This window comes from Lentisalinibacter salinarum (assembly GCF_040706555.1).
GTDB classification, from domain to species: Bacteria; Pseudomonadota; Gammaproteobacteria; order Steroidobacterales; family Woeseiaceae; genus Lentisalinibacter; species Lentisalinibacter salinarum.
Genome location: NZ_JAPDRH010000004.1, coordinates 33,497 through 59,137, shown reverse-complemented (window position 1 = coordinate 59,137; position 25,641 = coordinate 33,497). Strand labels below are relative to the sequence as shown.

The following is a 25,641-nucleotide window of genomic DNA, read 5'->3' as shown; positions in this document are numbered from 1 at the left end:
CCTTTGCTTTCTGACTGTGTAGGAGGGCCTTCAGGCCCGATCCATTATTCGCCAATCGGGCCTGAAGGCCCTCCTACGTTGTTTGTCACATCCGCGTTCTGGCCGCGGTGCCGCAGGTAATGATCCATGAGCACCAGCGCCACCATGGCCTCGGCGATGGGCGTGGCGCGGAGCCCCACGCAGGGATCGTGACGGCCCTTGGTCACGATGTCCGTCTCCGCCCCGCTCCGGTCGACCGTGCGGCCCGGGATGCGGATGCTGGAGGTCGGTTTAAGCGCGATGCTCACCAGGATGTCCTGGCCGCTGGAGATGCCGCCCAGCGTGCCGCCGGCCCGGTTGCTGCGGAAACCGCCGGCGTCGATCTCGTCCCGATGCTCGCTGCCCTTCTGCCCCACCACGGCGAAACCCGCTCCGAATTCCACCCCTTTTACCGCGTTTATGCTCATCAAACCGTGAGCCAGGTCCGCCTCCAGCTTGTCGAACACGGGTTCGCCCAGGCCCACGGGCACGCCGCTGGCGCGCACGGTCACCCGTGCGCCGATGGAATTGCCCTCCTTCCTGAGCGCGTCCATGTAGGCCTCGAACTCCGGCACGCGGTCCGGGTCCGGGCAGAAGAAGGGATTGTCCTCGGCCGCCGCCGGGTCCTTCGCCTCGATCACGTGGGGGCCGAGCTGGGAGACATAGCCGTGGATGGCGACACCGAGCCGTTCGGCCAGGTACTTCCTGGCGATGGCGCCGGCGGCCACCCGCATGGTGGTCTCCCGCGCAGACGCCCGGCCGCCGCCCCGGTAGTCCCGGATGCCGTATTTCTGCTGGTAGGTGTAGTCCGCGTGGCCGGGCCGGAACTTGCCCTTGATCTCGGAGTAGTCCTTCGACTTCTGGTCGGTGTTCTCGATCACGAGCCCGATGGGCGTGCCGGTGGTCACCCCCTCGAACACGCCGGAGAGGATCTGCACCTGGTCCGGCTCGCGGCGGGGGCTCACGTGACGGCTCTTGCCCGGGCGGCGGCGCTCGAGATCGTGCTGGATATCGGCTTCCGCGAGCGCCATGCCCGGCGGGCAGCCGTCCACCACGCAGCCCAGCGCGCGGCCGTGACTCTCGCCGAAGGTGGTGACCGTGAATAGCCGGCCGAATGTGTTTCCGGACATGCTCTGCTCAGGTTGTCGTGGCGCCGCCGGCGCTCTCCAGATCCCCGGCGGTCAGGAGGAAGACACCGCTGCCGCCGTGCTCGAACTCGAGCCAGACGAACGGCAGATCCGGCCGCGCCTGCTCCAGCGCCCGCTGGCTGTCCCCCACCTCGACCACCAGCACCCCGTCCCGCGCGAGATATGCGCCCGCATTATTCAGGATAGTCCGCACCGATGCCAGACCGTCCTCGCCCGCCGCCAGGCCGATGGCGGGCTCGCGTCGGTACTCCGCCGGCATGGCGGCCATGGCGTCGGCGTCCACGTAGGGCGGGTTGCTGACGATGAGGTCGTAGCGCCGCCCGGCCGCGGGGGCGAACAGGTCGCCCTCCAGGAGCTCCACCCGATCGCCGAGACCGTGCTCGCGCACGTTGCGGCGGGCAACGGCGAGGGCGTCGGGCGAGACGTCCACCGCATCGACGCGGGCGTCGGGGAACGCGTGGGCCAGGGCGCAGGCGATGCAGCCGCTGCCGGTGCCGATATCGAGGATGCGCCGCACCTGCTCCGGCCGCACCCACGGCGCGAAGCGCTCCAGGATCAGCTCCGCCAGGGGCGAGCGAGGCACCAGCACGCTCTCGTCCACGTAATAGCGGCGTCCGGCGAACCAGGCCTCGCCCAGCAGATAGGCCAGCGGGACGCGGTCGCGCCGCCGGCGCGTGGCCAATTCGGCGATGCGCTCGCGCTCGGCATCGCCGAGCAGCCGTTCCGGCGCGGACGGGTCGTCGAAGTCGACCCCGGCCACCGCCAGCACCAGCCAGGCGGCCTCGTCCAGGGAATTGTCGGTGCCGTGGCCGTAGCAGAGGTCCGCCGCGTCGAACCAGTCGGCCAGCCAAGGGATGGCGTCGGCGACCCTGCGCGGGATGCGGGCGGCGGCAAGGGCCGGGGTGCCGGCCGTGGTGGCGGGGCTCATCTGACGTGGACCTGGAACGTGGCTGGCGCGTGGGCGTTTCGGGTGACGACCGGTAACCCGCGATGATAACGCGAAGCGGGACCGGGAACACGGTAGAATCCGCGGCCGAACCCCGAACGAATTCAAGCGTCAAACCCCTGCATCACGCCCAGCGACGAGCCTCTCTTCATGACCCGATCCAGCACGCTACTCCTGCCCGCCGCCGCCCTCGCGCTGGTGGCGGGGATCGTCATCGGCGGCCTGGTGCTGCCCAGGGACGTCGAGGTGGAGACCGCCACCCTCCTCTCCCCGGGCCGCGCCCTGCCCGCCTTCGAACTCGTCCGCGAAGACGAGAGCGCTTTCACCCGCGCCGATTTCGAGGGCGACTGGTCGCTGGTGTTCTTCGGCTTCACCCACTGTCCGGACATCTGCCCGGCCACCCTCGAGACCCTGGCGGCGGTGAAACGCCGGCTGGAGAGCGAAGGCGACCCGGTGCCCCGGGTGCTGTTCGCCAGCGTCGACCCCGATCGTGACGACCCGGGCACGATTGCCGACTACGTGCGCTACTTCGACCCGGCCTTCCAGGGCGCCACCGGCACACCGGAGGCCATCGAGGCGCTGACCCGCGAACTCGGCATCATCAGCGCGAAGGTCTGGAACGAGGACCGCTCGGCGTACACCGTGGATCACAGCGCCTCGGTGCTGCTGATCGGGCCGGACGCGCGGCTGCGCGCGGTCTTCGGCACGCCCCACCGGGTGGAGCCGATGGCGCGCGACCTCGCCGCGATCCTCGAGGGCCGGGCGGTACCCGCCGCCCCCGGAGGCACGGGCTGATGCGCTCGCCGGCGGTCTTGCTCGCGGCGCTCGCCATGCTGGCGGGAACGGGCATGTTGGCCGCTTGTCAGCCGGACTCGCCGACCGGGGGCATCGCCGTCCAGGATCCGTGGATACGGGCGGTGCCGCCGGATGCTTCCGCCACGGCCGGCTACTTCGTGCTCGAGAACGGCAGCGGCGAGGACCTGGTGCTCGAGGCGGTGACGGCCGACGGCATCCCGCGGGCCGAGATCCACGAGACCACGATGGCCGACGGCGTCATGCGCATGCGCCGGCTGGACAGCGTGACCATACCCGCCGGCGAGACGGCCACGTTCGCCCCCGGCGGCCGCCACCTGATGCTGTTCGCCGACCCGCTGCCCGCGCCTGGCAGCAGCGTGACCGTACAACTCGCGTTCGCGGACGGCCGGGTGCTGGCCTTCGAGGCGCCCGTGCGCCGCGGCGCCAACTGAGCCGTGTCGGGCACGTCACTCGGCATCGGACCTCGGCTGTTCGTGCTGGCGCAGTACGTCACGCCCCAGCAACTCCTGACCCGGCTCGTCTACCGCCTCACCCGCATCCGCAACCGCCTGGTCCGCAATGCCACCATCCGCTGGTTCTGCTGGCAGTTCGGCGTGGACACCGCGGAGGCCGAGCGGCCGGTGCCCGACGGCTACGAGCACTTCAACGACTTCTTCACCCGTCGGCTGAAGCCGGGGCTGCGCCCCCAGCCGGAGGACGACCGGGCCCTGGCCTCCCCCTGCGACGGCGTCATCAGCCAGTCCGGCAGGCTGGAGGGGCGCCGCCTGCTGCAGGTGAAGGGCTGGCACTACGATGCCGCGGAACTCCTCGGCGGCGACCCGGCACTCGCCCGGGCCTTCACCGACGGCGCGTTCCTCACCGTGTATCTCGCGCCCTACGACTACCACCGGGTACACATGCCGCTGGCGGGCCGCCTCGTCCGCACCGCCCACGTCCCCGGCCGCCTGTTCAGCGTCAACGCCACCACCGCGGCGGGCGTACCGCGCCTGTTCGTGCGTAACGAGCGACTCGTCACGGTGTTCGAGACGGCCTGCGGCCCGATGGCGGTGGTGCTGGTGGGTGCGCTGAACGTGGGCACCATCGGCACGGTCTGGCAGCCCGAGTACCGGGCCGGCAATCGTTTCCCGACCAGCCGCGACTGGCGCGGCGATGAGAACGCGCCGAGGCTCGCCCGGGGCGACGAACTGGGCTGGTTCAACATGGGCTCCACCGTGATCCTGCTGCTGCCGGCCGGCACCGCGGAGTTCTCGGCCGGCCTGGCGCCGGGCACCCGCCTGCGCACGGGCCAGGTGGTGGGCAACCTTACCGTCACGGCACCGTGAGCGCGGATCGGGAGCACTGGCGGCCGGGCGCCGACTGGCCGGTGCTCGCCCTGAGGGCCCGTCTGCTGGCGGCCGCGCGGGCCTGGTTTGCGGATCGCGGCCTCACCGAGGTGGACACGCCGATACTGACGCACCGCGGCGTCACGGACGCCAACATCGAGAGCGTACGGGCGGAACTCGCGGCCACGTCCGGGCGGCGCTGGTTCCTGCACACCTCGCCCGAATACGCCATGAAACGGCTGCTGGCCGCCGGCGCGCCTGACATCTACCAGATCTGCCACGTCTTCCGCGACGGCGAACAGGGCCGCCGCCACCAGCCCGAGTTCACCATGATCGAGTGGTACCGGCACGGCCAGGACCTGGACGCGGTGGTCGCCGACACCCTGTCGCTGCTGGCGACCCTGATCGGGCCCTCGCGGGGCGCGCTGCGCACCGTCACGCGGCGTCACCGGGACGTCTTCCGCGAGACCGCCGGCGTGGACCCGGTGGAGGCCGGCGACGACGCCGTGCTCGCAGCGGCGGCCGCCGCGGGAGCCGGCGACGCAGCCGACGACCGGGATGCTGCGCTCGACTTCCTCATGGGCACCGTGGTCGCGCCCGCCCTCGCCGGGCCGCAGACGCTCACCGCGGTGACCCACTACCCGGCCGCTCAGGCGGCGCTCGCCGCCCTGGACGCCACTGACCCGCGGCTCGCGCTGCGTTTCGAGGTCTTCCTCGACGGCCGGGAGCTGGCGAACGGCTGGGTGGAACTCACCGATGCCGCCGAGCAGCGCTCCCGCTTCGAGGCCGACCGCGCCGCACGGCGCGCGCGTGGCCGGCCGGACATGCTGCCGGACGAGGCGCTGCTGGCGGCGCTCGCGCACGGCCTGCCCGAGACCGCCGGCGTGGCGGTCGGTTTCGACCGGGTGATGATGGCCGCGGCCGGCATCGACGACATTCGCCGGGTGCAGGCTTTCCCGGTCATCGACCGGGACCGGGACGGCGGCCCGGAGCGGGACATGGATCAGAACATGGATCAGGACATGGATCAGGACGCGGAGCGGGAATCATGAGCCGTACATCGACAACCGACGACGATCTCATCACGGCGCTGCAGGCGCTGCTGGCCGGCGAGCACGACCCGCTGGCCACCTGCGCGAACTTCGTTGCGGCGCTATACGAGCGCATCCCGCGGGTCAACTGGCTCGGCCTCTACGTCCGCCGCGGCGACGAGCTGGTGCTGGGCCCGTTCCAGGGCAGGCCCGCCTGCGTGCGCATCCCGCTCGGCCGCGGCGTGTGCGGCACCGCCGCCGAGCGGCGCGAGACGCTGTGCGTGGCGGACGTGCATGCCTTCGAGGGCCACATCGCCTGCGACCCGGACTCGCGCTCGGAGGTGGTCGTGCCGCTGATCCGCGACGGCGAGGTGTACGGGGTGCTGGACGTCGACAGCCCGGAGCCCGGTCGCTTCGCCGGCAACGACGTCGCACGGCTGGAAGCGGCCGCCGCGCTGCTTACCGCGCACCTGGGCGCGGCGGCGCAGTCGCTGTAGGCGTCGGCCCTAGCCCTTCACGCGTGAGACGTACTCGCCGGAGCGCGTGTCGACGCGGATGACTTCTCCCTGCTCCAGGAACAGCGGCACGCGCACCGTGGCACCCGTCTCGAGCTTCGCCGGCTTCACGCCGCCCTGGGCGGTGTCGCCGCGGATGCCCGGGTCCGTCTCGGCGATCTCGAGCTCCACGAAGTTCGGCGGCGCGACGGCCAGCGGCGAGTTGTTCCACAGGGTCACGACGCAGGTGTCCTGCTCCTTCAGCCACTGGCGCGCCTCGGCGACGGCGTTCTCGTCGGCCGCGTACTGCTCGAAGGTGTCGGGCACCATGAAGTGCCAGAACTCGCCGTCGCTGTAGAGATACTGCATCTCGGTCTCCATCACGTCGGCGGCCTCGACGCTGTCCCCGGACTTGAAGGTCTTGTCGACCACCCGCCCCGTCTTCAGGTTGCGGATCTTCACCCGGTTGAACGCCTGACCCTTGCCCGGCTTCACGAACTCGTTCTCGACGATGTTGCAGGGATCGCCGTCGAGGATGATCTTCAGGCCGGAGCGGAATTCGTTGGTGCTGTATGTTGCCATTAGGTCGTCGCCATCTTGTTCCTGCGAGGATTATGCTCGATCCCGCCATGATAGCGCGACGGACGCACCCGGCGTAAGGCGCCGCGGCTGCGCAACCGGTGGCGTCCGCTGCGGTCCCGGCATGATCTGTGTCACGTTTTTGCGACGCCGAAAACAACCGGCGCAAACGCTGATGTAGTATCCGGACCGACTAGGGCGGCCCTTATATGTGGATCGAGTCTATCGGGTAAGCGCACACCCCCGACGCCTTGCACGGCCGCCGCAGAGCCGTAACCGGAGCCCTCCAGGTTGACCCAGAAGACAGGCGTACCACTGGCGGTCCTCACCGCGACCCAGGACAACGTCGAACGCGTGAACAGCGCGCTGCGCGACGCGGGCCACCCGGCCCATTGCGTCTGGGTGCGCGGCACGGAGCAGCTTGAGGAGGCCCTGGCCGACGATCTGGAGCTGATCCTGCAGGTACTCGACGACCAGATCGCCGAGGTCACCAGCGTGGCCCGCCTGCGCGACCGCTACGCCCCGGAGACGCCGCTGGTGCTGATCGGCCGGGTGGTGGACGAGGACGCGATCGCCGCCGCCATGCAGGCGGGTGCCAGGGACCTGGTCTCGTTCGACCAGCGCCACCGCCTGCAGGCCGTGCTGGAGCGCGAACTCAGGAACCACCGCATGGAGCGCGCGCTCAATGCCACCCTGGAGACGGCCACGGAATACAAGCGCCAGCTGCGCGCCTACATGAACCAGTCGGCGGACGCGATTGCCTACGTGCAGGAAGGCATCATCGTGGACGTTAACCCGGCCTGGCTCGAACTCTTCGGCGCTGCCGACGCCAGCGCCCTGGTGGGCATGCCGCTGATGGACAGCTTCGCCCCCGCCTCACAGGGTCCGCTGAAGGGCGCGCTGGTGGCGGCGGACAAGGACAAGTGGAAGGACGACGTCCTGCAGGCCCGGGCAGTGACCGGCGACGAGACGGATCTGGCGGTCGAGCTCGAACTGAAGAAGACGGAGCACGACGGCGAGCCCGCCATCCGCGTCTCCATCGCCCCGTCGGCGCCGGAAGGCGGCGCGACCGGCGAGATGGTGCACCGGGCCCTCACCGCCGACCCCAGCACCGGCCTGCTCGCCCGCAAGCACTTCGTGGACGCGCTGGACGCCCGCCTGGCCGTGCCCATGGAATCCGGCGTGCGCGTGCTGGCCTGGGTGAAGCCGGACCGCTTCGGCGACGTGCAGTCCAAGGTGGGCATCTTCCGCTCCGAGGACGTGCTGGCCGAGTTCGCGGCCTTGCTGCGCGAGGAACTGGGCGAGGACGAGCTGGCGGGCCGTTTCGAGGGCACGTCATTCCTCGCGCTGCTCGAACGCGGCTCGGAGCGGGACGCGGAGCGCTGGGGCGAGCGTCTGCTGGAAAAGATCAAGGCGCACCGCTTCTCGGCGGAAGACGGCGCCGTCGGCCTCACCTGCACCATCGGCCTGTGTGCCGCCACGGGCATGATCCGGGAATCCGGCCCGCTGATCGCGAGTGCCGCGGAGGCCCACGCCCACGGCCGGGATGCCGGCGGCGCGACGGTGCTGATGAACGAGACCGCGGAGACCGACACCCGCATGCGGCGCAACGATGCCATCTGGGTGCGGCACCTGAAGTCGGCGCTGATGGAAAACCGCTTCCGGCTGCTGCAGCTGCCCATCGCGAGCCTGGACGGCGAGCAGCAGGGCATGTTCGACATCCTCATCCGCATGCTGGACGAGCAGGGCCACAAGGTGCTGCCGTCGGAGTTCCTGCCGGCGGCCGAACGCAACAATCTCATGCAGGTGATCGACCGCTGGGTCATCGGCGCCTCCTGTCAGCTGGCCGCCTCGAGCCAGGCCGGCAAGCTGTTCGTGCGCCTGTCCCGGCACTCGATCGTGGACGAGAGCCTGCCGGACTGGCTGCGGGAGCAGTTCAGCGCCTTCGGCGCCCAGCCCGGCCAGTTCTGTTTTCAGCTGGCCGAAGAGGACGCCATCCGCTACCTGCACCAGTTCTCCGTGCTCGCACACACGCTGCGCAGCCTCGGCGCGAACTTCGCTCTCGAACACGTCGGCACCGGCGAGCGCTCGCTGCGGACGGTCGAGAAGCTCCAGCCGGAATACGTCAAGATCGACGGCTCGCTCATCCAGTCCCTGGCCCGGGACGAGGCCCTGCAGCGCCAGGTGCAGACCCTGGTGGAGCGCTCCCGCGCCGTCGGTGCCCGCACCATCGCGGAGCGGGTGGAGGACGCCAATACCATGGCGGTGCTCTGGCAGCTCGGCATCTCCTACATGCAGGGTTACTACGTCCACGAACCCGAGGTGGTGCTGCAGGAGACCGCCTGAGGGCGTCCGACTCGTGTGACCCGGTTCACACTCTGTCTGCATACGGGACGTCCGGTCCCGCTTTTTTCCGAAATTATGACGGGTTTCATGGTGCGCACGCGGCGGAGCGGCGATGCTCCTGCGACACTCACCCGCGAACCGCGCATCGCGGGTCCACAGCGAACGAGGATATCGCCGCCGATGAACGACGAAACCAAGCAGGCGACCGGCACGGCCGTCGACGGGGCAGGCCGCGAATACCGGTCCACCCCGCGGTCCATCTCACCATCGACGCCGAGGTCGACTCTGGTAGCAAGCTGCGTCTGCGCGCTGCTGGCCGGCGGGCCCGCCGCCGCGCTGGAACTGGGCGAGCCGGTCGTGCGCTCCGGCCTCGGCCAGCCGCTGGAGGTGGTCGTCCCCTACGCCACATGGGGAAACGAAAGGTTGACGGCCGACTGCGTGAGTCTCGTGCGCGGCCAGCCTGACGATCCCGCCGGCCTGCCGGCGCTGACGGCCGGTCGTGTGAGCTCCACGGCCGGCAATCGCCTGGTGATCCGCAGCGACCGGGGCATCCGCGAACCCCTGCTGGCGATGAATCTCAAGGTGGATTGTGCGTCGACCCCGTTCATCATCCGTTCCTACACGCTGATCATCGACCCGCCGGGTCTCGCACCGGTCAGCGCGGAGCCCGCGCCCGTGCCCGCACCCCGCCGCGCGCCGGCGGAGCCCGCGGCCGTGCTGCCGGCGTCGTCCGCGAACGGGCGCGCCGGCCGGGCGGCCGTGCCGGCGCCGACGGAGCCGCTCAGCCCCGGCAGCGCCTACCGGGTGCGGGTCGGCGACACGCTGTCGACGATCGCCCAGCGGGTCACCGACCGGCCCGGCGGTATCTGGGCCACCGCCGAGCGCATCTTCGCGGCCAATCCGGAGGCCTTCATCGGCGGCGACATGGACCGGCTGCGGGCCGGCAGCGTGCTCGAGATTCCCACGACGGACGCGAGGCCGAGGGCTGCCGGACCGGCCGCGGCGACACCCGCGACACCTGCAACGACAGCGACGGCCGCTACGGCACCACCTCCGGCCGCGCCGCCCGCGGACGCCCCTGCCGCGACCGCCCCGGCTTCGACGGCACCGGCCACGTCGGCCCCGTCGACTGCGGCGGGGGCCGCATCGGCAGAGCGGATCCGGCCGGCCGTGCGCCAGGCCATGGACGAGATGGCCGCGGAGCCGACGAGCCCGTTCAAGTCGGAGCCCTCCGGCGATGCCGGCACAGACGAGACCGCCGTGGCACAGACACCCGCAGGTCCGGCACCCCGTATCGCGGACGCCGACCCGGCGCCGCGCTCCTCGGTAAGCCCCCTGTTCGCCGCGCTGTTCGGCGCCGGCATCGGTCTGCTGCTCGGGCTCGTGATCTTCCGTTCCAGCCTGCGTGAGTTCTTCCGCCGCGCACCGACGCCGGCGGCAGCCCGCGAGGGCCTGTCGGCGGCCGGCGCTGCCGCCGCGGCCGACCGTAACGACGGCACCGCAGACGACGGCGGCGACACCGACGTAATCGCCACGCCGGTCTTCGAGCGGGAGGAGCCGGACGTGATCGTCTCCGAAGAGGAGTGGTCGGACGCCGCCCAGTCGAGGCTCAGGTCCCTCGACCTCGATTTCGGGGACGAGGACGATGGCGACGTCAGCGCAGAGGCGAAGGACGACGTATCGGATGACGTATCGGATGACGTATCGGACGACGTGATTACCGAGCAGGAGCTGGCCGTCGCCCGCATGAACTTCCCTGATTTCGATGATGGTGAAACCGTCGACGAGACGAGCGGCGCCGCCGCGCTGCCGCCCGACGAGCGCATAGACGAGAGCATGATCATGGAGGTCGATACCGGCGCGGAGCTGGCCGCCGACACGGACGCCCGGGATAGCGGCGACGGAGATGCGGAGGACACCGGCACCCTGGCTACGGTGGCCGACCTGGAGATGCTCGAGGAAGACTACGAGCAGGAGTTCACGGCCACCCAGCGGCTGGCGAAGCAGCTCGCCGATGCCGCCATCGCCCTGGACCACGAGATCACCAGCCACGGCGACGAGATCGACGAGAGCATTGCCGAGACCATAGCTGCAGGCAGAGCCGAAACCAGAGCCGCGGAGGCAGGGTCGGCAGCTGCCGACCCGGCAGAGACGACCGGCGCAACCGCCATCCTCGACCGGGACGGCGACATCATCGACGAAGGCGACCAGACTGCGGTGCTGTCGGCCGACGACGCGACCACGGAGATGCCGGCGGAACCGGAAGACGCGGGCGATACGGTGGAGCATACGGGGGTATACGCCGCGGCCACGGCGGAGCTGCCGTCAACGGAGGAGCCCGCCGCCCGGACTGCGGTCGACGGGAGCGCGGAGGAGGATGAGGAGAGCGACCGGGAGACGGCCGTCATCCCCTTCTCGGAGAAGCGCCGCGCCTGACCGACGCCTGAGGCCGCGGCTCAGTCCAAGCCGAGCCGATCGACCTTGCGGTAGTTCCTCGAGAGCATCGCGCCGCGGCGGCCGCGCTCGCCGAGGTAATGCTCGAGGTCGCCGGGCTTCAGCGTCATGTGGCGGTTCCCGCAGTGCACGACCAGACCCGCGCCCGGCGGCACGGCCGCTATGGCCACCATCCGCTCCTCGCCGCTCTGGTACTTCTTCGACGGAATACCAATGATCTTGTTGCCCTTGCCCTTGGCCAGCTCGGGCAGGTCGTCGAGGTCGAACACCAGCAGGCGGCCGGTACTGCTCACGGCGGCCAGCAACTCGCCCTCCACCCACTCGGTGGGCGCCGGAACCACCGCGTTGCCGCCCTTCGGCACCCTGAGCGCCGCCTTGCCGGCCCGGGCGCGCGTCGCCAGCTCGCCCAGCGTTACCACGAAACCGTAGCCGGCGTCGCTGGCCAGCACCCAGCGGTCGTCCGCGTCGCCGATCATGACGCCCTGAAAACTCGCACCGTCGGGCGGATTGAAGCGCCCCGACAGGGGCTCGCCCTGACCCCGCGCGGACGGCAGCTGGTGAGCGAGCACGTTGTAGACGCGACCGGTCGAATCGATGAACACGGCCGTCTGGTTGCTGCGCCCCCGCGCCGCCGCGCGAAAGCCGTCGCCGGACTTGTAGTTCAGGGTGGTCGGGTCGATCTCGTGGCCCTTGGCCGCCCGCGCCCAGCCGTGCTCGGACAGGACGACCGTGACCGGCTCGCTGGCCACCAGCTCCGTCTCGTCCAGTGCCTGGGCCGCCTCCCGCTCGACGATGCGGGTGCGCCGCTCGTCGCCGTAGCGCTCGGCATCCGCCCGGATCTCCTTCTTCAGCAGCGTCTTCAGCCGCGCCTTGCTGCCCAGCGTCTTCTCGATGTCCGCGCGCTCGGCGGCCAGCTCGTCCTGCTCGCCCCTGAGTTTCATCTCCTCGAGCTTCGCGAGGTTGCGCAGGCGCAGGTTCAGGATGGCCTCCGCCTGGACGTCGGTCAGGCTGAAGCGCTCCATCAGCACGGCCTTGGGCTCGTCCTCCTCGCGGATGATCGCGATCACCTCGTCGATATTGAGGTAGGCGATCAGCAGGCCTTCCAGGATGTGCAGGCGCTCCGTGACCTTCTTCAGGCGATACTCGAGCCGCCTTGTCACCGTGGCCTTGCGGAACTCCAGCCATTCGGTGAGCAGCGACTTCAGGTCGAATACCCGGGGCCGCCCGTCCAGGGCGATGACGTTCAGGTTCACCCTGAGCGTGCGCTCCAGCGACGTGGTGGCGAACAGGTGCGACATGAGCTGCTCGCTGTCCACCCGCTTCGACTTGCGCGTGATCACCAGCCGCGTGGGCTCCTCGTGGTCGGACTCGTCGCGCAGGTCTTCCACCATCGGCAGCTTCTTCGCCCGCATCTGGGAGGCGATCTGCTCCAGCACGCGGGAGCCGGAGATCTGGTGCGGCAGCGAGGTGACGACGATGTGCTCGCCCTCCTCCCGCCACGCCGCGCGCAGCCTGAGCGTGCCCCCGCCCGTCGCGTAGATCTGCTCGATGTCGGCCGCCGATGACACCAGCTCGCCGCCGGTGGGGAAATCCGGCGCGCGGATGTGCTGCATGAGGTCGCTGATCGTGGAACGCGGCTTGTCCAGCAGCAGCACCAGCGCCTCCGCCACCTCGGTGAGGTTGTGGGGCGGCACGTCGGTGGACATGCCCACGGCGATGCCCGTAGTGCCGTTCAGGAGCAGGTTGGGCAGCCGCGCCGGCAGCACCAGGGGCTCGTCCAGGGAGCCGTCGAAGTTGGGCTCCCAGTCCACCGTGCCCTGGCCGAGTTCGGCGAGCAGCAGCGCCGCATACGGGGTCAGCCGCGCCTCCGTGTAGCGCATGGCGGCGAAGGACTTGGGATCATCCGTGGAGCCCCAGTTGCCCTGGCCGTCGATGATCGGGTAGCGGTAGGAGAACGACTGGGCCATGTGCACCATGGCCTCGTAGCAGGCGGCGTCGCCGTGGGGATGGAACTTGCCGAGCACGTCGCCGACGGTGCGCGCCGACTTCTTGTGCTTGGAGGCCGCCGAGAGCCCCAGCTCGCTCATGGAATAGATGATGCGGCGCTGCACGGGCTTCAGGCCGTCGCCGATGCGCGGCAGCGCCCGGTCCAGGATGACGTACATCGAGTAGTCGAGGTAGGCCTTCTCGGTGAATTCCTTCAGCGGCTGGCGTTCCACGCCCTCGAGATTCAGGGTGTTCTGCATAGTGTTGACCGGTTGTCTGTGTCCCCCGCGGGGGTGGCGGCCGCCGTCAGACGTCCGCCAGATTGCCCTTCTGCTCCAGCCAGCGGCGCCGGTCGGAGGCGCGCTTCTTGGCGAGCAGCATGTCCATCAGCTGGTCGGTCTGCTCCTTGCCCTCGACGGTGAGCTGGACCAGCCGCCGGGTGTCCGGGTTCATGGTGGTCTCGCGCAGCTGCCCCGGGCTCATCTCGCCGAGGCCCTTGAAGCGGGTCACCGCCACCTTCGCCTTGCGGTTCTCCGCGGCCAGAGAGTCCAGTATGCCGCGGCGCTCGCCCTCGTCCAGCGCGTAGTAGACCTCCTTGCCGACGTCGATGCGGTAGAGCGGCGGCATGGCGACGTAGACGCGGCCCGCCGCCACCAGGTCCGGGAAATGCCGCAGGAACAGCGCGCAAAGCAGCGTGGCGATGTGCTGTCCGTCGGAGTCCGCGTCGGCGAGGATGCAGATCTTGTGATAGCGCAGGTTGGCGGTGTCGCCGCTGAGCGGGTCGACGCCGAGCGCGACGCTGATGTCGTGCACCTCCTGGGAGCCCAGGATCTCCGCGGTGTCCACCTCCCAGGTATTCAGAATCTTGCCCCGGAGCGGCATCACCGCCTGGGTCTCCCGGTTACGCGCCTGCTTGGCCGAGCCGCCGGCCGAGTCGCCCTCCACCAGGAAAATCTCCGAGAGCACCGGCTGCTGGCTGGTGCAGTCGGCGAGCTTGCCGGGCAGCGCAGGTCCCGACACGACCCGCTTGCGCACCACCTTCTTGGCCGCCTTCAGGCGCCGCTGCGCCTTGCCGATGGCAAGTTCCGCGATCTTCTCGCCGGTCTCCGGGTGCTGGTTCAGCCACAGGCCGAAGCTGTCCTTCACCACGCCGGAGACGAACGCCGCCGACTGGCGCGACGACAGGCGCTCCTTGGTCTGGCCGGAGAACTGGGGATCTTCCAGCTTCACGGAAAGCACGTAGTCGACGCCGTCCCAGACGTCCTCCGGCGCGAGGCGCACGCCCCGGGGCAGAATGCTGCGGAACTCGCAGAACTCGCGCACGGCGTCCGTGAGGCCGGTGCGCAGGCCGTTGACGTGGGTGCCGCCCTGCAGGGTCGGGATGAGGTTGACGTAGGACTCGCCCACCCCGGCCCCGCCGTCGCCGGCCTGCCAGTACAGCGCCCAGTCCACCGCCTCCTGGTTGCCGCTCATGCTGCCGGAGAACGGCGTCTCCGGCAGGTGCTCCACGTCGCCCGCGGCCTCCGTGAGGTACTGCTCCAGGCCGTCCTGGTAGCACCACTCCTCCGTCTCCTTCGTCTTCTCGACGGTGAGTCGCACGGTGAGGCCGGGACAGAGCACGGCCTTCGCCTTCAGCACGTGGCGCAGCTGCGAGAGTGAGATCTTCGGCGAATCGAAGTACTGGGGGTCGGGCCAGAAGCGGATGGTGGTGCCCGTGTTGCGCTTGCCGACGGTGCCGACCACCTCCAGCTTGCTGCGTTTCTTGCCGCCCGCGAAGGAGATGTTGTACTCGTTGCCGTCGCGGCGGATCCAGACTTCCAGGTTCTTCGACAGGGCATTCACGACCGAGACGCCGACGCCGTGCAGGCCGCCGGAGAACTGGTAGTTCTTGTTGGAGAATTTGCCGCCGGCATGCAGCCGCGTGAGGATCAGCTCGACACCGGGCATCTTCTCCTTGGGGTGAATGTCCACGGGCATGCCGCGGCCGTCGTCGCTCACTGCCACCGAGCCGTCGTCGTGCACGGTGACGTCGATCAGCCGGCAGTGGCCCGCCAGCGCCTCGTCCACGCTGTTGTCCACCACCTCGTGGGCGAGATGATTCGGACGGGTGGTGTCGGTGTACATGCCCGGGCGACGGCGCACGGGCTCCAGACCGCTCAACACCTCGATGTCGGCGGCGCTGTATCTCTGATTCATACGGTGTTACGCAACGGGACGGCGAGTATCACGGCCGGGATTCTAGCAGGATGCCCGGCCGCGCTGGGCAGAAAAAACCGCGGCGGTCCCGCAGATATGCCGGGAGCCGCCAGAGCCCGCCAGGGCCGTTGCAGCGGATGCGTTACGCAGCCTCAGTCGAGGTCGGCGGCGAGCGAGCGCCGTGTGGCTTCCGGCACCGGATCCACCTCCGCCTGGTAGCGGTCGTGGTCGATGCCCGCCGAGAGTTTCGCGCCGCCCTTCAACGCCTCGACCATCTCAGGCGTGAGTTCGAAGCGCATGAAGTGCACGGCGGAGGTCTTGGTGTCGTCCTCGCGCTCCAGGTCCTCGTCCGAGATGGCACGGATCTTCTCGCAGCCTTCCACCTGCAGCCAGACCGCGTCCTCGATGCCCCGCAGGAGCTTCAGCTGCGCGCGCCGCTCCTGCTCGTCCGGGAACTCCACCATGAAGGTGGCCTTCCAGTTGCTGCCGTCCGGGATCAGCGGGTTGTAGGCATCCAGTTCCTCGGCGATACCCTCGGGCTCGAAGATCTTCTCGATGCGCAGCATCTCCTGGACCTGGTACTGCATGGTCAGCCGGTCCTCGAAATACAGGGTGGCGTTCTCGCCCAGGTTGATCTGACGGTTCTTCTTGTGCTCCAGCACCTTCGTCCTGAAGTCGGCCCGTTCCCGGGCGTAGGTCTCCAGCGTCATCAGGTCGTCGGCGGTCAGTTTGTCCATAGTCTTCGCGTCCCTGTGGTCGGTTCAGTCGTCGGTCTCAGATCCCGTAGGCGCTGCGCAGCAGGCTCATGGGATGATTGGCGTCCACCTTGTCGGTGCCGCGGGCGATCTGCTCGGCGGCCATGGGGCAGTCGCTCACGAAGTGATCGGGCGCGGCGCTGTCCACCTGGCGGACCACCGGGCGGGCGATCTTCACCGAGGTGTCGTGGAACTCCTGCTTCACGGCGTAGGTGCCGTCGTGGCCGGAGCAGCGCTCGATGGCCTTCACCTCGGTATCCGGCACCAGCGCAAGGATCTCCCGGGTCTTCTGGCCGATGTTCTGCACCCGCAGGTGGCAGGGGATCTGGTAGGAAACCTTGCCCAGCGGCTTCGAGAAATCGGTGTTGAGCTTGCCTTCCTTGTGGCGGATGGCCAGATACTCGAAGGGGTCGAACATGGCGTCGCGCACCTTCGCCACCTGCTCGTCCTCCGGGAACAGCAGCGGCAGTTCCTGCTTGAACATGAGTGCGCAGGAGGGCACCGGCGCGACGATGTCCCAGCCCTCGTCGACCCAGCGCGCGAGTTCCGGCACGTTGACGTCCTTCGCCTTCGCCACGGCGTCCAGATCACCCAGCTCGAGCTTCGGCATGCCGCAGCAGCGCTCCTTCGCGGCGAGCGTCACCGGTATGCCGTTGTGCTCGAACACGGCGACCAGGTCTTCGTCCATGGAAGGCAGGTTGCGGTTGCCGTAGCAGGTGGTGAACAGCACCACCCGGCCCTTCGTGCGGCCGGCGGGCTCGGCGCCCTCGCCGCTGCGCCCCTGGTGGGACTTCAGCCGCTTGCGGGCCGTGGACGAGTGGTATGGCGGCAGCGGCGCGTCGGGGTGCACGCCCAGCGTCTTCGACAGGAGCTTGCGCCCCGCCTTGCTCCGGTTGGCCGCGTTGACCGCCTGCACCACCACCGGAATGCCGGCCAGCTTGCCCACCGTATCGGTCGACGAGAGGATCTTGTCCCGGGTGGAGGCGCCGTCGCGGCGGAAGCGGAACGCCTTCGCCCGCAGCATGAGGTGGGGGAAGTCCACGTTGAAGGGATGGGGCGGCACGTACGGGCACTTCGACATGTAGCACATGTCGCAGAGGTAGCAGTGGTTGACCACATCCCAGTAGGCCTTCTTCGGCACCGAGTCGAGCTCCATGGTCTCCGATTCGTCGACCGCGTCGAACAGCGTGGGGAAGGAGTGGCAGAGGTTGAAGCAGCGGCGGCATCCGTGACAGATGTCGAACACGCGCTCCATCTCGTCGAACAGCGCTTTCTCATCCCAGAATTCCGGGTTCTTCCAGTCGATGGGATGGCGTGTGGGCGCCTCCAGGCTGCCTTCCCGACGCTCGTCGCTCATTCTTGTTCTCCCGCAGAAAAGACCTCAGAAAAGACAAGGGGCGGCCGGACCGCGCCGGCCCGGCCGCCCCCTTCAGCCGGATCAGCTGTCCAGCGTGTCCAGGGCCTTCTGGAAACGGTTGGCGTGCGAGCGCTCGGCCTTGGCCAGCGTCTCGAACCAGTCCGCGATCTCGTCGAAGCCCTCATCGCGGGCGGTCTTGGCCATGCCCGGGTACATGTCGGTGTACTCGTGGGTCTCGCCGGCGATGGCGGCCTTCAGGTTCAAGGCGGTGTCGCCGATGGGCTCGCCCGTGGCCGGGTCGCCGACGGCTTCCAGGTACTCCAGGTGGCCGTGAGCATGACCGGTCTCACCTTCCGCGGTGGAGCGGAACACGGCGGCCACGTCGTTGTAGCCCTCCACGTCGGCCTTCGACGCGAAGTACAGGTAGCGGCGGTTCGCCTGGGACTCGCCGGAGAACGCGTCCTTCAGATTCTGTTCGGTCTTGCTGCCTTTCAGTTCCATCTCGATGCTCCTTAAGCAGGGTGGGTAAACGGTGGGTTTAGACTGAGTCTAAAGTTATGTGGAAGTCTAGAAAGGGCCCCTGCCCCTGTCAAGCGCGCGCCCCGCGCGGGCGCGCGTTGACCCGCCGTGGTGGCACCGGTAGCGTAGCCGCAATCTGCAAGGGGAACGCGCATGGCCGGCAAGAAAGACAAAGATATCAATCTGGAACAAGCGCTCGGCGAACTCGAGTCGCTGGTCGAGGAAATGGAGACCGGCGACCTGCCGCTGGAGGACGCCATGAAGAAATTCGAACGCGGCATCACGCTCACGCGCCAGTGCCAGACGGCTTTGCGCGACGCCGAGCAGAAGGTGGAGGTCCTGCTGAAGAAGGCCGGCGGCGAAGAGGCGACCGCCCCGTTCGAACCCGCTGACTAGTGCCGTCAGCCGGCCTCGCCTATACCGGCCGTCAGCCGGTCTCGTCTATACCGGACGTCAGCCGACCGGGTGCACGTCGTGGGGCGCGGTGTCTTCCAGCGGCTGGCTGGCGAGCTGCAGGCGGTGGATCATCGAACGCAGGAACACCTTGTTGAAGCGCAGCTGGCAGGATGAGGATACCTGTTCCATCAGGGTGGCGCTCACCCTCAGCAGCGTCAGCGGCTTGCGCGCGCTGATGGACGCCAGGGTCTTCGCGCCGCTGACGTAACTCGACTCGCCGAAGCACTCGCCCGGGCCGAGGCGGCCGACCTCGCGGCCGTGGTTCGACACCGACACCTGGCCGGCGACGATGATGTAGAAGCGGTCGTCGATCTCGCCCTCGCGCACGATCTCCTCGCCTTCCTTGTATTCCCGCCAGTCGCTCGCGCGCAGCACTTCCCAGATCTCGCTGTGCGAGAAGTCGTGGAAGAAGCGCAGCTGGCGCAGCAGGTTGAAGTGCTCGTTGTTGTCGAGGCTGTCGTAGCGTTCACGCAGCTGCTGGTAGACCCGGGTGAGCTCCGCCGCCAGCGCGAGGCCGTTGGCGTAACGCTTGTCCGGGTCCTTCTGCAGCGCCACGGCCACCACGTTCTCCAGCTCCTCGCCGATGTCGTCGCGGTAGCGCAGGATGGGCTGGGGCGTGGCGTAGACGATCTGGTGCAGCAGCTTCGACAGGTTGTTGGCGCGGAACGGCCGGAAACCGGTCAGCAGCTCGTACATCACGGCGCCCAGCGAGTAGAGGTCCGAGCGGTTAGTGAGTGCGTGGGACTGCACCTGCTCCGGCGACATGTAACTCGGCGAGCCGGCGATGCCCTGGATCTGGGAGACGTCGGAGTCGTTCACCAGGGCGATGCCGAAGTCGATGATGCGCACGTCGTTGTCCGTCGTGAGCATGATGTTGCTGGGTTTGATGTCGCGGTGGATCACGCCGCGGCTGTGCGCGTAGTGCAGCGCCTTCGCGCACTTGTAGATGATCTCCACGACGTCGTCGACGCGCAGCAGGTTGTCCGGCTTGCAGTACTTGGCCAGCGTGCGCGCGCCGTGGACGTGCTCTGTGACGACGTAGTACTTGCCGTCTTCCTCACCGGCGTCGTAGATGGGCAGGATGTTCGGGTGCTGCAACATGCCCACCATGTGGGCCTCGTTGAAGAACATCTTGCGGGTGACCCGCGTGCGCTCCGGGTCGTCCTCGTCGTTGCCGATGTTGTAGACCTTGATGGCGACGTCGCGCCGGTAGTAGGGATCATGGGACAGATAGACGTTACCCGTACTGCCCCGCCCCACCTCGTTGATGATGACGTATTTGCCGATCTTCTCCGGTAGGACGGACGAAGAGGCGTCTGTGGCGACTGGCTGTCCCATTTAACTTAACGAGGTACTGCTGATCCATTCGAGGGCGGCGAGAGCGAGGGCGCCGTAAACCCCCGCAACGACGTCGTCGAGCATAATTCCGGCGCCTCCGTGGAGTCTGTGATCCAGGTCCCGAATCGGCCAGGGTTTCCAGATGTCGAACAACCGGAACGCGGCGAATCCGGCGACCAGCCACACTAACTCCGGGCCGGCCACCAGCAGCGTCAGATAGCAGCCCGCGATCTCGTCCCAGACGATGCCCGGGTGGTCGTGTTCGCCGAGCCGCCGGGCGCTCTCGCCGCAGATGCCGAAGCCCGCCACGATCAGCACCGCCAGCAGCGCGAGCTGGGCCGGCAGCGCCCAGCCGGCGGTCAGCCAGGCGAGCGCCACGCCCCACAGGGAACCCACGGTGCCGGGCGCCTTCGGCGCCAGGCCCGCACCCGCGCCGAAGGCCAGGAAGTGCACCGGATCGCCGAAGACCGTGCGCGCCGACGGCCGGCTCACGGCTCGTCTCCGAAGTGCCGGTAGCCGCCCCCCGGCAGCGGCATGTCGCGTCCCTGCCGGCGCAGCCGGATGCCCGGCTCCGGCGTCATGACGCCGATCTCGGTGACGGCCACATCGGCGGAGAGCTCGTCCGCGTTCACGTCCGGCGGCAGCGTGAAGCAGAGTTCGTAATCGTCGCCGCCGGTCAGCGCGAGCTCGGCCGCGCGCTCGCGGCCGGCCACCTCGAGCAGTGCCGCCGACAGGGGCAGACGCTCCTCGTCGATCACCGCGCCGGCGCCGCTGGTCTCGCAGATGTGGGCGAGATCGGCCAGCAGACCGTCTGAGACGTCTATGGCGGCTATAGCGGCTATGGCGGCGCGGGTCCTGCCCGCGAGTGCAAGGCCGAGAGCGAGCCGCGGCTCGGGCCGCAGGAAGCGCTCGCGCAGCCGGCGTTCTGCCGCACCGGCGGGCGACGACAGGCCGAGGCCCGCCGCGGCGTCGCCCGGGGTGCCGCTGACGAAGACCCGGTCGCCCGGCCGGGCCCCGCCGCGCAGCAAACGGGTGCCCGCGGGCAGGTGGCCCAGCACCTCCACGCTGACGGTGAGCGGCCCGCGGGTCGTGTCGCCGCCGACCAATGCGACGCCGTGGCGCCCGGCCAGGGCCCAGAGACCGGCGGCGAAGCCCTCCAGCCAGTCGGCGTCCGGCGCCGGCAGCGTGAGCGCCAGCGTCATCCAGGCGGGCTCCGCGCCCATCGCGGCGACGTCGCTGAGATTCACGGCCAGGGCCCGGTAGCCCACGTCCGCGGGCGCCATGTCCGCCGGGAAATGAACGCCAGAGACCAGGGTGTCCACGACGACGACCAGTTCGCGGCCCGGCGGCAGCCGCACGATGGCGCCGTCGTCGCCCACGCCGACCTCGACGCCGGCGCTGCCCGGCGCCGGCCGGCGGAAATAGCGTTCGATGAGCTGGAATTCGTCCACGGGGTCCCCGGCGTCGGGTCGGAGGAGCTAGCGCCGGACGACGGCCTTCTCCGGCTGACGATAGCGCGCGGCGGCCTTGTCCAGGATGGCGTTGACGTACTTGTGGCCGTCCTCCGCACCGAAACGCCGTGCCACCGACACCGCCTCGTTGATGACCACGCGGAAGGGTACTTCCGCATGATGGCGGAGCTCTTCCAGCCCCACCAGCAGCACGGCGATCTCCACCGGGTCGAGCTGATCGAAGGGACGGTCGGCGAACCCGGCGATGTCCGCCTCGTGGTCGGCCCGGTGCGCCATGGCGCCTTTCAGGATCTCGCGGAACCAGTCCTGGTCCACCCGCGCGTACTCGTCGCGCTCGGCGAACTGACGGGCCAGTTCGGCGTGTTCCTGGCCGGTGAGCTGGGCCTGGTACAGCGCCTGGGCCAGGAGTTCCCGCGAGCGGCTGCGCCGGGAGGTTGCGGGGGCTCTGCTCATGCGCGGCTCAGTCGAGGCGCCTGAGCAGGTTGATCATCTCGATGGCCGACAGCGCGGCCTCCGCGCCTTTGTTGCCGGCCTTGGTGCCCGCCCGCTCCACCGCCTGCTCGATGGTGTCCACCGTGAGTACGCCGAAGGCCACCGGCACGCCGTGGCGCTCGCCCGCAGCCGCGATGCCTTTGACGCACTGTCCGGCGACGTAGTCGAAATGCGGAGTGGCGCCGCGGATCACCGCACCGAGGGCGATGACCGCCTCGAAGCGCCGCCCGGCCGCCGCCTTGTCGACGGCCAGCGGGATCTCCCAGGCGCCCGGCACCCGGATCAGCTCCAGGTCCGCCTCGGCCGCGCCGTGGCGCAGCAGCGTATCGACGGCGCCGCCCACCAGCCGGTCGACGATGAAGTCATTGAAACGCGCGGCCACGATGGCGATGCGGGCATCGCGCAGGACGAGGTCGCCTTCCACGGTCTTGATAGTGTGCATCGATTTCCCGTCCGTCACCCGGTGGCCGGTCACTGGCCCTGAACGTAGTCCATCACCTCGAGGCCGAAGCCCGAGATGGCATGCATCTGTTTCGGTGCGGAGAGCACCCGCATGCGGTGCACGCCGAGATCGCGCAGGATCTGGGCGCCCACACCATATGTGCGCAGCACGCCCGCACCGTCCCGGCGCCGCTCGAGCTCCTCCGCCGGGCGCTCCATGGCGGCCACGGCCTCCATGAACTCCCGCGGGCCCTCCTGGTCGCGCAGTATGACGATGACGCCGCTTTCCTCCGCCGCCACCCGGCGCATGGCGTCGCGCAGGGGCCAGCCGAAGGCCGGATCACGCACGCCCACCACGTCGCCCAGGGTATCCTGGATGTGCACGCGCACCAGCGGCGTCGAGTCCGGCCGGATGGTGCCGTGCACCAGGGCCACGTGCACGGTGCGGTTCACGTGGTCCTCGAAGCAGAACAGGCGGAACTCGCCCTCGCCGGTCTGCACCGAATGCTCGCTGATGCGCTCCACCGAGACCTCTTTCTCGAGCCGGTAGCGGATCAGATCGGCGATCGTGCCGATCTTCAGCCCGTGCCGGTCGGCGAACGCCTCCAGGTCCGGCCGCCGCGCCATGCTGCCGTCCTCGTTCAGGATCTCGACGATCACGGCCGCGGGCTCCATGCCGGCGAGGCGGGCCAGGTCGCAGCCGGCCTCGGTGTGCCCCGCGCGGGTCAGCACGCCGCCGGGCTGGGCCATGACCGGGAAGATGTGGCCGGGCTGTGAGAGGTCCTCGGGCTTCGCGTCCGGCGCTACGGCAGCCTGGATGGTGCGGGCCCGGTCGTGGGCCGAGATGCCGGTGGTGATGCCCTCGGCCGCCTCGATGGAGATGGTGAAATTAGTGGCGTGCATCGCGTTGGTGTGGCCCACCATCAGCGGCAGGCGCAGCTGCTCGCAGCGCTCCCGGGTGAGGGTGAGGCAGATCAGGCCGCGCCCGTAGCGGGCCATGTAGTTGATGTCCTCCGGCCGCACGCAGTTCGCGGCCATGATGAGGTCACCCTCGTTCTCACGGTCTTCGTCGTCGACCATGATCACCATGCGCCCGGCACGGATGTCGGCGACGATCTCGTCGATGGGCGAAAAGCGGATCTTCTCGCCCGGGTCTTTCTTCGCGGTCTCAGGCATAACCATTGGCCTTCAGTAAATCCATGTCCACGCCGCCGCCCTCGGCGCGCAACAGCCGTTCGGCGTAACGCGCCATGAGGTCCACCTCGACGTTCACGGCGGCGCCGGGGGCGAGCTCGCCCAGGGTCGTGACGGCGGCCGTGTGGGGGATGATGTTCACCTCGAACCGGTCCGGCCCGACCTCGTTCACCGTCAGGCTGACGCCGTCGACGGCTACGGAACCCTTGCGGGCCACGTAGCGCGCGTATTCCCGCGGCAGCGAGAACGCCAGTCTAACCGAGCGCGCGTCCTCGCTGCGACTTTCCAGCCGGGCGAGGCAGTCCACGTGGCCCGTGACCAGGTGACCGCCGAGCCGGTCGCCCAGCGCCAGCGAGGGCTCCAGATTGACCCGGCTGCCCACCCCCTTGTCGCCGAGGCTGGTGACGTCCAGCGTCTCCCGTGAGACGTCCGCCTCGAAGCCGCCGGCACGCAGGTTCAGCGCCGTGAGGCAGACGCCGGAGACGGCGATGCTCTCGCCGGTGGCGTAGACGCTGCAGTCCAGATCGGGACCAGTGGCGATGGCGAGGCGGACGTCGCCGCCGCGCTGCTCGATGCGCTCGATGCGGCCGACGGCACGCACGATACCGGTGAACATGTCAGGTCTCCGTGTCGGTTTCCGCGCGGCCCCGGTGGCGTTCCACAGGACGGGCCGTGATGCGCAGGTCCGGCCCGAACTGCCGGACGTCGATGACCTCGACTTCGCCGCGCTCCGCCAGCCGGGTCCAGGCCGGCGTGACGAACTGGCGGCGGGTCTCGCTGCCCATGATATGGGGCGCGAAGTAAATCACAAGCTCGTCGACGAGCCCGGCGGCCAGGAAGGCACCGCAGAGTTCCGGGCCTGCCTCCAGCAGCACGTCGTTGATTTCCCGCTCCGCGAGCAGGGCCAGCGCCGCGCCCAGATCGAGCCCCGCGGGGCCCGCGGGCACAGGCACGCACTCGGCCGCGTCGGGCAGCTCGTCCGGCCGGGTAGCCTTCGGGCCGTGGATCAGCAGCGCGCCGGTCCCGGCCAGCACTCTCGCGTCGGGCGACGTGCGCAGGCGGCTGTCGAGCACGACGCGCAACGGCTGCCGGGGCTCGGCACCGAATTCCTCGCCCCGCACCGTCAGGCGCGGATTGTCCGCCAGCACGGTGCCGATGCCGGTAACGATGGCCCCGCTGGCCGCCCGCAGCCGCTGCACGTCCCGCCGTGCGGCCTCGCCGGTGATCCAGCGGCTCTCGCCGCTCGCCATGGCCGTGGCCCCGTCCAGACTGGAGGCGGTCTTCAGCGTCACCCGGGGCCGGCCCTGGCGCATGCGCATGACGAAACCCGCGTTCAGGCGTTCCGACTGCACGGCGAGCAGCCCGCCGGCCACGTCGATACCGGCCGCCCGCAGCCGTGCCGCACCCGCGCCGGCCACGCGGGGATTGGGGTCGTCGGCGCCGTAGACCACGCGGCCCACGCCGGCCTCGATCAGTGCCTCCGTGCACGGACCGGTGCGCCCGTGGTGGCAGCAGGGCTCCAGGCTGACGTAGGCGGTGGCGCCCCGCGCGGCAGCGCCGCCCGCCGCCAGCGCCGCGATCTCGGCGTGGGGTCCGCCGGCGCGCTCGTGCCAGCCCTCCCCCACGACCTCGCCTCCGCGCACGAGCACGCAGCCCACCCGCGGATTCGGCGCCGTGGTATAGCGGCCGCGCTCCGCCAGACGCAGCGCGCGCGCCATGCAGACCCGGTCGTGCACGTCGAACTCAGTCGCCGTCATCAGTACTCGCCTTGCCCTCGAGGTCCGGCAGCAGGGACATCTGCTCCCGGCTGGCACCGGACATCGCCTGCAGCTTGCGGATTTCCTTCTGAAATTCGGTCACGTCCTGGAAGCTGCGGTAGACGGAGGCGAAGCGCACGTAGGCCACCTCGTCCAGCTCCCTGAGCTCCTCCATGACCATCTCGCCGAGCAGGCTCGAGGAGATCTCGCGCTCTCCGAGGGTGCGCAGCCGGTGGATGAGATGGCCGATGGCCTGCTCCAGCGCCTCCGCGCTGACCGGCCGCTTCTCCAGCGCCCGCGCCAGGCTGCCGCGGAGCTTCTCCTCGTCGAAGGGCTGGCGGCGCTCGTCGCGCTTGATGATGCGCGGCATGACGAGTTCGGCGGTCTCGAAGGTGGTGAAGCGCTCGCGGCAGTCCTCGCACTGGCGCCGGCGGCGGATCTGCCGGCCTTCCGCGGCGAGCCGGGAGTCGATGACCTTGGTCTCGGCGTGTCCGCAGAACGGGCAGTGCACGGCGGCGCTCTCA

The 25,641-nt window shown here is 69.6% G+C and carries 25 protein-coding genes; 8 read left to right on the top strand and 17 right to left on the bottom strand.

All coding sequences use genetic code 11. From position 1 onward, the window contains the following. Positions 1 to 44: 44 nt before the first annotated feature. Complete coding sequence (aroC, locus tag ACJMKZ_RS16030; protein ID WP_405234234.1) at positions 45 to 1,148, bottom strand: chorismate synthase; 1,104 nt, start codon at positions 1,146 to 1,148, stop codon at positions 45 to 47. Positions 1,149 to 1,155: 7 nt separating this feature from the next. Next, positions 1,156 to 2,094, bottom strand: a complete 939-nt coding sequence (gene prmB, locus ACJMKZ_RS16025; protein ID WP_405234233.1) for a 50S ribosomal protein L3 N(5)-glutamine methyltransferase — start codon at positions 2,092 to 2,094, stop codon at positions 1,156 to 1,158. A gap of 168 nt (positions 2,095 to 2,262) precedes the next feature. Between prmB and ACJMKZ_RS16020 the strand changes: the two genes are divergently transcribed. The 5 genes from ACJMKZ_RS16020 to ACJMKZ_RS16000 are packed head-to-tail and all read left to right on the top strand — an operon-like array spanning position 2,263 to position 5,778. Continuing rightward, positions 2,263 to 2,907, top strand: a complete 645-nt coding sequence (locus ACJMKZ_RS16020; RefSeq protein ID WP_405234232.1) for an SCO family protein — start codon at positions 2,263 to 2,265, stop codon at positions 2,905 to 2,907. Continuing rightward, complete coding sequence (locus tag ACJMKZ_RS16015) at positions 2,907 to 3,359, top strand: copper chaperone PCu(A)C (RefSeq protein ID WP_405234231.1); 453 nt, start codon at positions 2,907 to 2,909, stop codon at positions 3,357 to 3,359. Before ACJMKZ_RS16020 ends, ACJMKZ_RS16015 begins: the two co-directional genes overlap by 1 nt. A 3-nt stretch (positions 3,360 to 3,362) precedes the next feature. Continuing rightward, positions 3,363 to 4,250, top strand: a complete 888-nt coding sequence (gene asd / locus ACJMKZ_RS16010; RefSeq protein WP_405234230.1) for an archaetidylserine decarboxylase — start codon at positions 3,363 to 3,365, stop codon at positions 4,248 to 4,250. Next, complete coding sequence (gene epmA, locus ACJMKZ_RS16005; protein WP_405234229.1) at positions 4,247 to 5,302, top strand: EF-P lysine aminoacylase EpmA; 1,056 nt, start codon at positions 4,247 to 4,249, stop codon at positions 5,300 to 5,302. Before asd ends, epmA begins: the two co-directional genes overlap by 4 nt. Beyond that, complete coding sequence (locus ACJMKZ_RS16000; protein ID WP_405234228.1) at positions 5,299 to 5,778, top strand: GAF domain-containing protein; 480 nt, start codon at positions 5,299 to 5,301, stop codon at positions 5,776 to 5,778. Before epmA ends, ACJMKZ_RS16000 begins: the two co-directional genes overlap by 4 nt. 9 nt (positions 5,779 to 5,787) lie before the next feature. Here ACJMKZ_RS16000 and efp read toward each other — a convergent pair whose 3' ends face one another. Next, positions 5,788 to 6,357 carry an elongation factor P gene (gene efp / locus ACJMKZ_RS15995; RefSeq protein WP_405234227.1) on the bottom strand — a complete coding sequence of 190 codons (570 nt, stop codon included), beginning with the start codon at positions 6,355 to 6,357 and terminating at the stop codon, positions 5,788 to 5,790. Between the two features lie 288 nt (positions 6,358 to 6,645). Between efp and ACJMKZ_RS15990 the strand changes: the two genes are divergently transcribed. Then, positions 6,646 to 8,700 carry an EAL domain-containing protein gene (locus ACJMKZ_RS15990; RefSeq protein WP_405234226.1) on the top strand — a complete coding sequence of 685 codons (2,055 nt, stop codon included), beginning with the start codon at positions 6,646 to 6,648 and terminating at the stop codon, positions 8,698 to 8,700. 180 nt (positions 8,701 to 8,880) lie between these two features. Continuing rightward, entirely contained in the window at positions 8,881 to 11,136 is a 2,256-nt protein-coding gene (locus ACJMKZ_RS15985; protein ID WP_405234225.1) for a type IV pilus assembly protein FimV, read from the top strand. A 20-nt stretch (positions 11,137 to 11,156) separates the two neighbouring features. On the opposite strand, the gene parC is transcribed toward ACJMKZ_RS15985, so the two are convergent. The 5 genes from parC to ACJMKZ_RS15960 form a co-directional block, all read right to left on the bottom strand. Next, positions 11,157 to 13,400: a DNA topoisomerase IV subunit A gene (gene parC, locus ACJMKZ_RS15980; protein WP_405234224.1), complete on the bottom strand. Its 2,244-nt coding sequence runs from the start codon at positions 13,398 to 13,400 to the stop codon at positions 11,157 to 11,159. A gap of 46 nt (positions 13,401 to 13,446) precedes the next feature. Next, a complete protein-coding gene (gene parE / locus ACJMKZ_RS15975; RefSeq protein ID WP_405234223.1) occupies positions 13,447 to 15,336 on the bottom strand; it encodes a DNA topoisomerase IV subunit B in 1,890 nt (629 codons plus the stop codon). 152 nt (positions 15,337 to 15,488) lie between these two features. Then, the gene (locus tag ACJMKZ_RS15970) at positions 15,489 to 16,073 is read right to left on the bottom strand and encodes a DUF3501 family protein (RefSeq protein WP_405234222.1); all 585 of its coding nucleotides are present in this window, start codon (positions 16,071 to 16,073) and stop codon (positions 15,489 to 15,491) included. Positions 16,074 to 16,110: 37 nt separating this feature from the next. Beyond that, positions 16,111 to 17,448 (bottom strand): heterodisulfide reductase-related iron-sulfur binding cluster, encoded by a 1,338-nt coding sequence (locus ACJMKZ_RS15965; RefSeq protein ID WP_405234221.1) that lies wholly within the window; start codon positions 17,446 to 17,448, stop codon positions 16,111 to 16,113. 81 nt (positions 17,449 to 17,529) lie between these two features. After that, the gene (locus ACJMKZ_RS15960) at positions 17,530 to 17,949 is read right to left on the bottom strand and encodes a rubrerythrin family protein (protein ID WP_405224047.1); all 420 of its coding nucleotides are present in this window, start codon (positions 17,947 to 17,949) and stop codon (positions 17,530 to 17,532) included. Positions 17,950 to 18,120: 171 nt separating this feature from the next. Between ACJMKZ_RS15960 and ACJMKZ_RS15955 the strand changes: the two genes are divergently transcribed. Then, a complete protein-coding gene (locus ACJMKZ_RS15955) occupies positions 18,121 to 18,363 on the top strand; it encodes an exodeoxyribonuclease VII small subunit (protein WP_405234220.1) in 243 nt (80 codons plus the stop codon). A gap of 57 nt (positions 18,364 to 18,420) precedes the next feature. On the opposite strand, the gene ACJMKZ_RS15950 is transcribed toward ACJMKZ_RS15955, so the two are convergent. Genes ACJMKZ_RS15950 through nrdR form a run of 9 tightly spaced genes read right to left on the bottom strand, consistent with a single transcriptional unit; the run spans position 18,421 to position 25,628 of the window. After that, positions 18,421 to 19,761, bottom strand: a complete 1,341-nt coding sequence (locus ACJMKZ_RS15950) for a protein kinase domain-containing protein (RefSeq protein WP_405234219.1) — start codon at positions 19,759 to 19,761, stop codon at positions 18,421 to 18,423. After that, entirely contained in the window at positions 19,762 to 20,253 is a 492-nt protein-coding gene (locus tag ACJMKZ_RS15945) for a phosphatidylglycerophosphatase A family protein (protein ID WP_405234218.1), read from the bottom strand. Next, positions 20,250 to 21,212: a thiamine-phosphate kinase gene (gene thiL / locus ACJMKZ_RS15940; protein ID WP_405234217.1), complete on the bottom strand. Its 963-nt coding sequence runs from the start codon at positions 21,210 to 21,212 to the stop codon at positions 20,250 to 20,252. Before thiL ends, ACJMKZ_RS15945 begins: the two co-directional genes overlap by 4 nt. Positions 21,213 to 21,239: 27 nt before the next feature. Continuing rightward, the gene (nusB, locus tag ACJMKZ_RS15935; RefSeq protein WP_405234216.1) at positions 21,240 to 21,686 is read right to left on the bottom strand and encodes a transcription antitermination factor NusB; all 447 of its coding nucleotides are present in this window, start codon (positions 21,684 to 21,686) and stop codon (positions 21,240 to 21,242) included. A gap of 7 nt (positions 21,687 to 21,693) precedes the next feature. Then, a complete protein-coding gene (ribH, locus tag ACJMKZ_RS15930) occupies positions 21,694 to 22,167 on the bottom strand; it encodes a 6,7-dimethyl-8-ribityllumazine synthase (protein ID WP_405234215.1) in 474 nt (157 codons plus the stop codon). Between the two features lie 29 nt (positions 22,168 to 22,196). Then, a complete protein-coding gene (gene ribBA / locus ACJMKZ_RS15925) occupies positions 22,197 to 23,342 on the bottom strand; it encodes a bifunctional 3,4-dihydroxy-2-butanone-4-phosphate synthase/GTP cyclohydrolase II (protein WP_405234214.1) in 1,146 nt (381 codons plus the stop codon). Beyond that, positions 23,335 to 23,976, bottom strand: coding sequence for a riboflavin synthase (locus ACJMKZ_RS15920; RefSeq protein WP_405234213.1), 642 nt, complete (start codon positions 23,974 to 23,976; stop codon positions 23,335 to 23,337). The genes ribBA and ACJMKZ_RS15920 overlap by 8 nt, the downstream gene beginning before the upstream one ends. Before the next feature lies 1 nt (position 23,977). Next, positions 23,978 to 25,117 (bottom strand): bifunctional diaminohydroxyphosphoribosylaminopyrimidine deaminase/5-amino-6-(5-phosphoribosylamino)uracil reductase RibD, encoded by a 1,140-nt coding sequence (gene ribD, locus ACJMKZ_RS15915; protein ID WP_405234212.1) that lies wholly within the window; start codon positions 25,115 to 25,117, stop codon positions 23,978 to 23,980. Further along, positions 25,104 to 25,628, bottom strand: coding sequence for a transcriptional regulator NrdR (gene nrdR / locus ACJMKZ_RS15910; RefSeq protein ID WP_405234211.1), 525 nt, complete (start codon positions 25,626 to 25,628; stop codon positions 25,104 to 25,106). The genes ribD and nrdR overlap by 14 nt, the downstream gene beginning before the upstream one ends. Positions 25,629 to 25,641 lie beyond the last annotated feature (13 nt).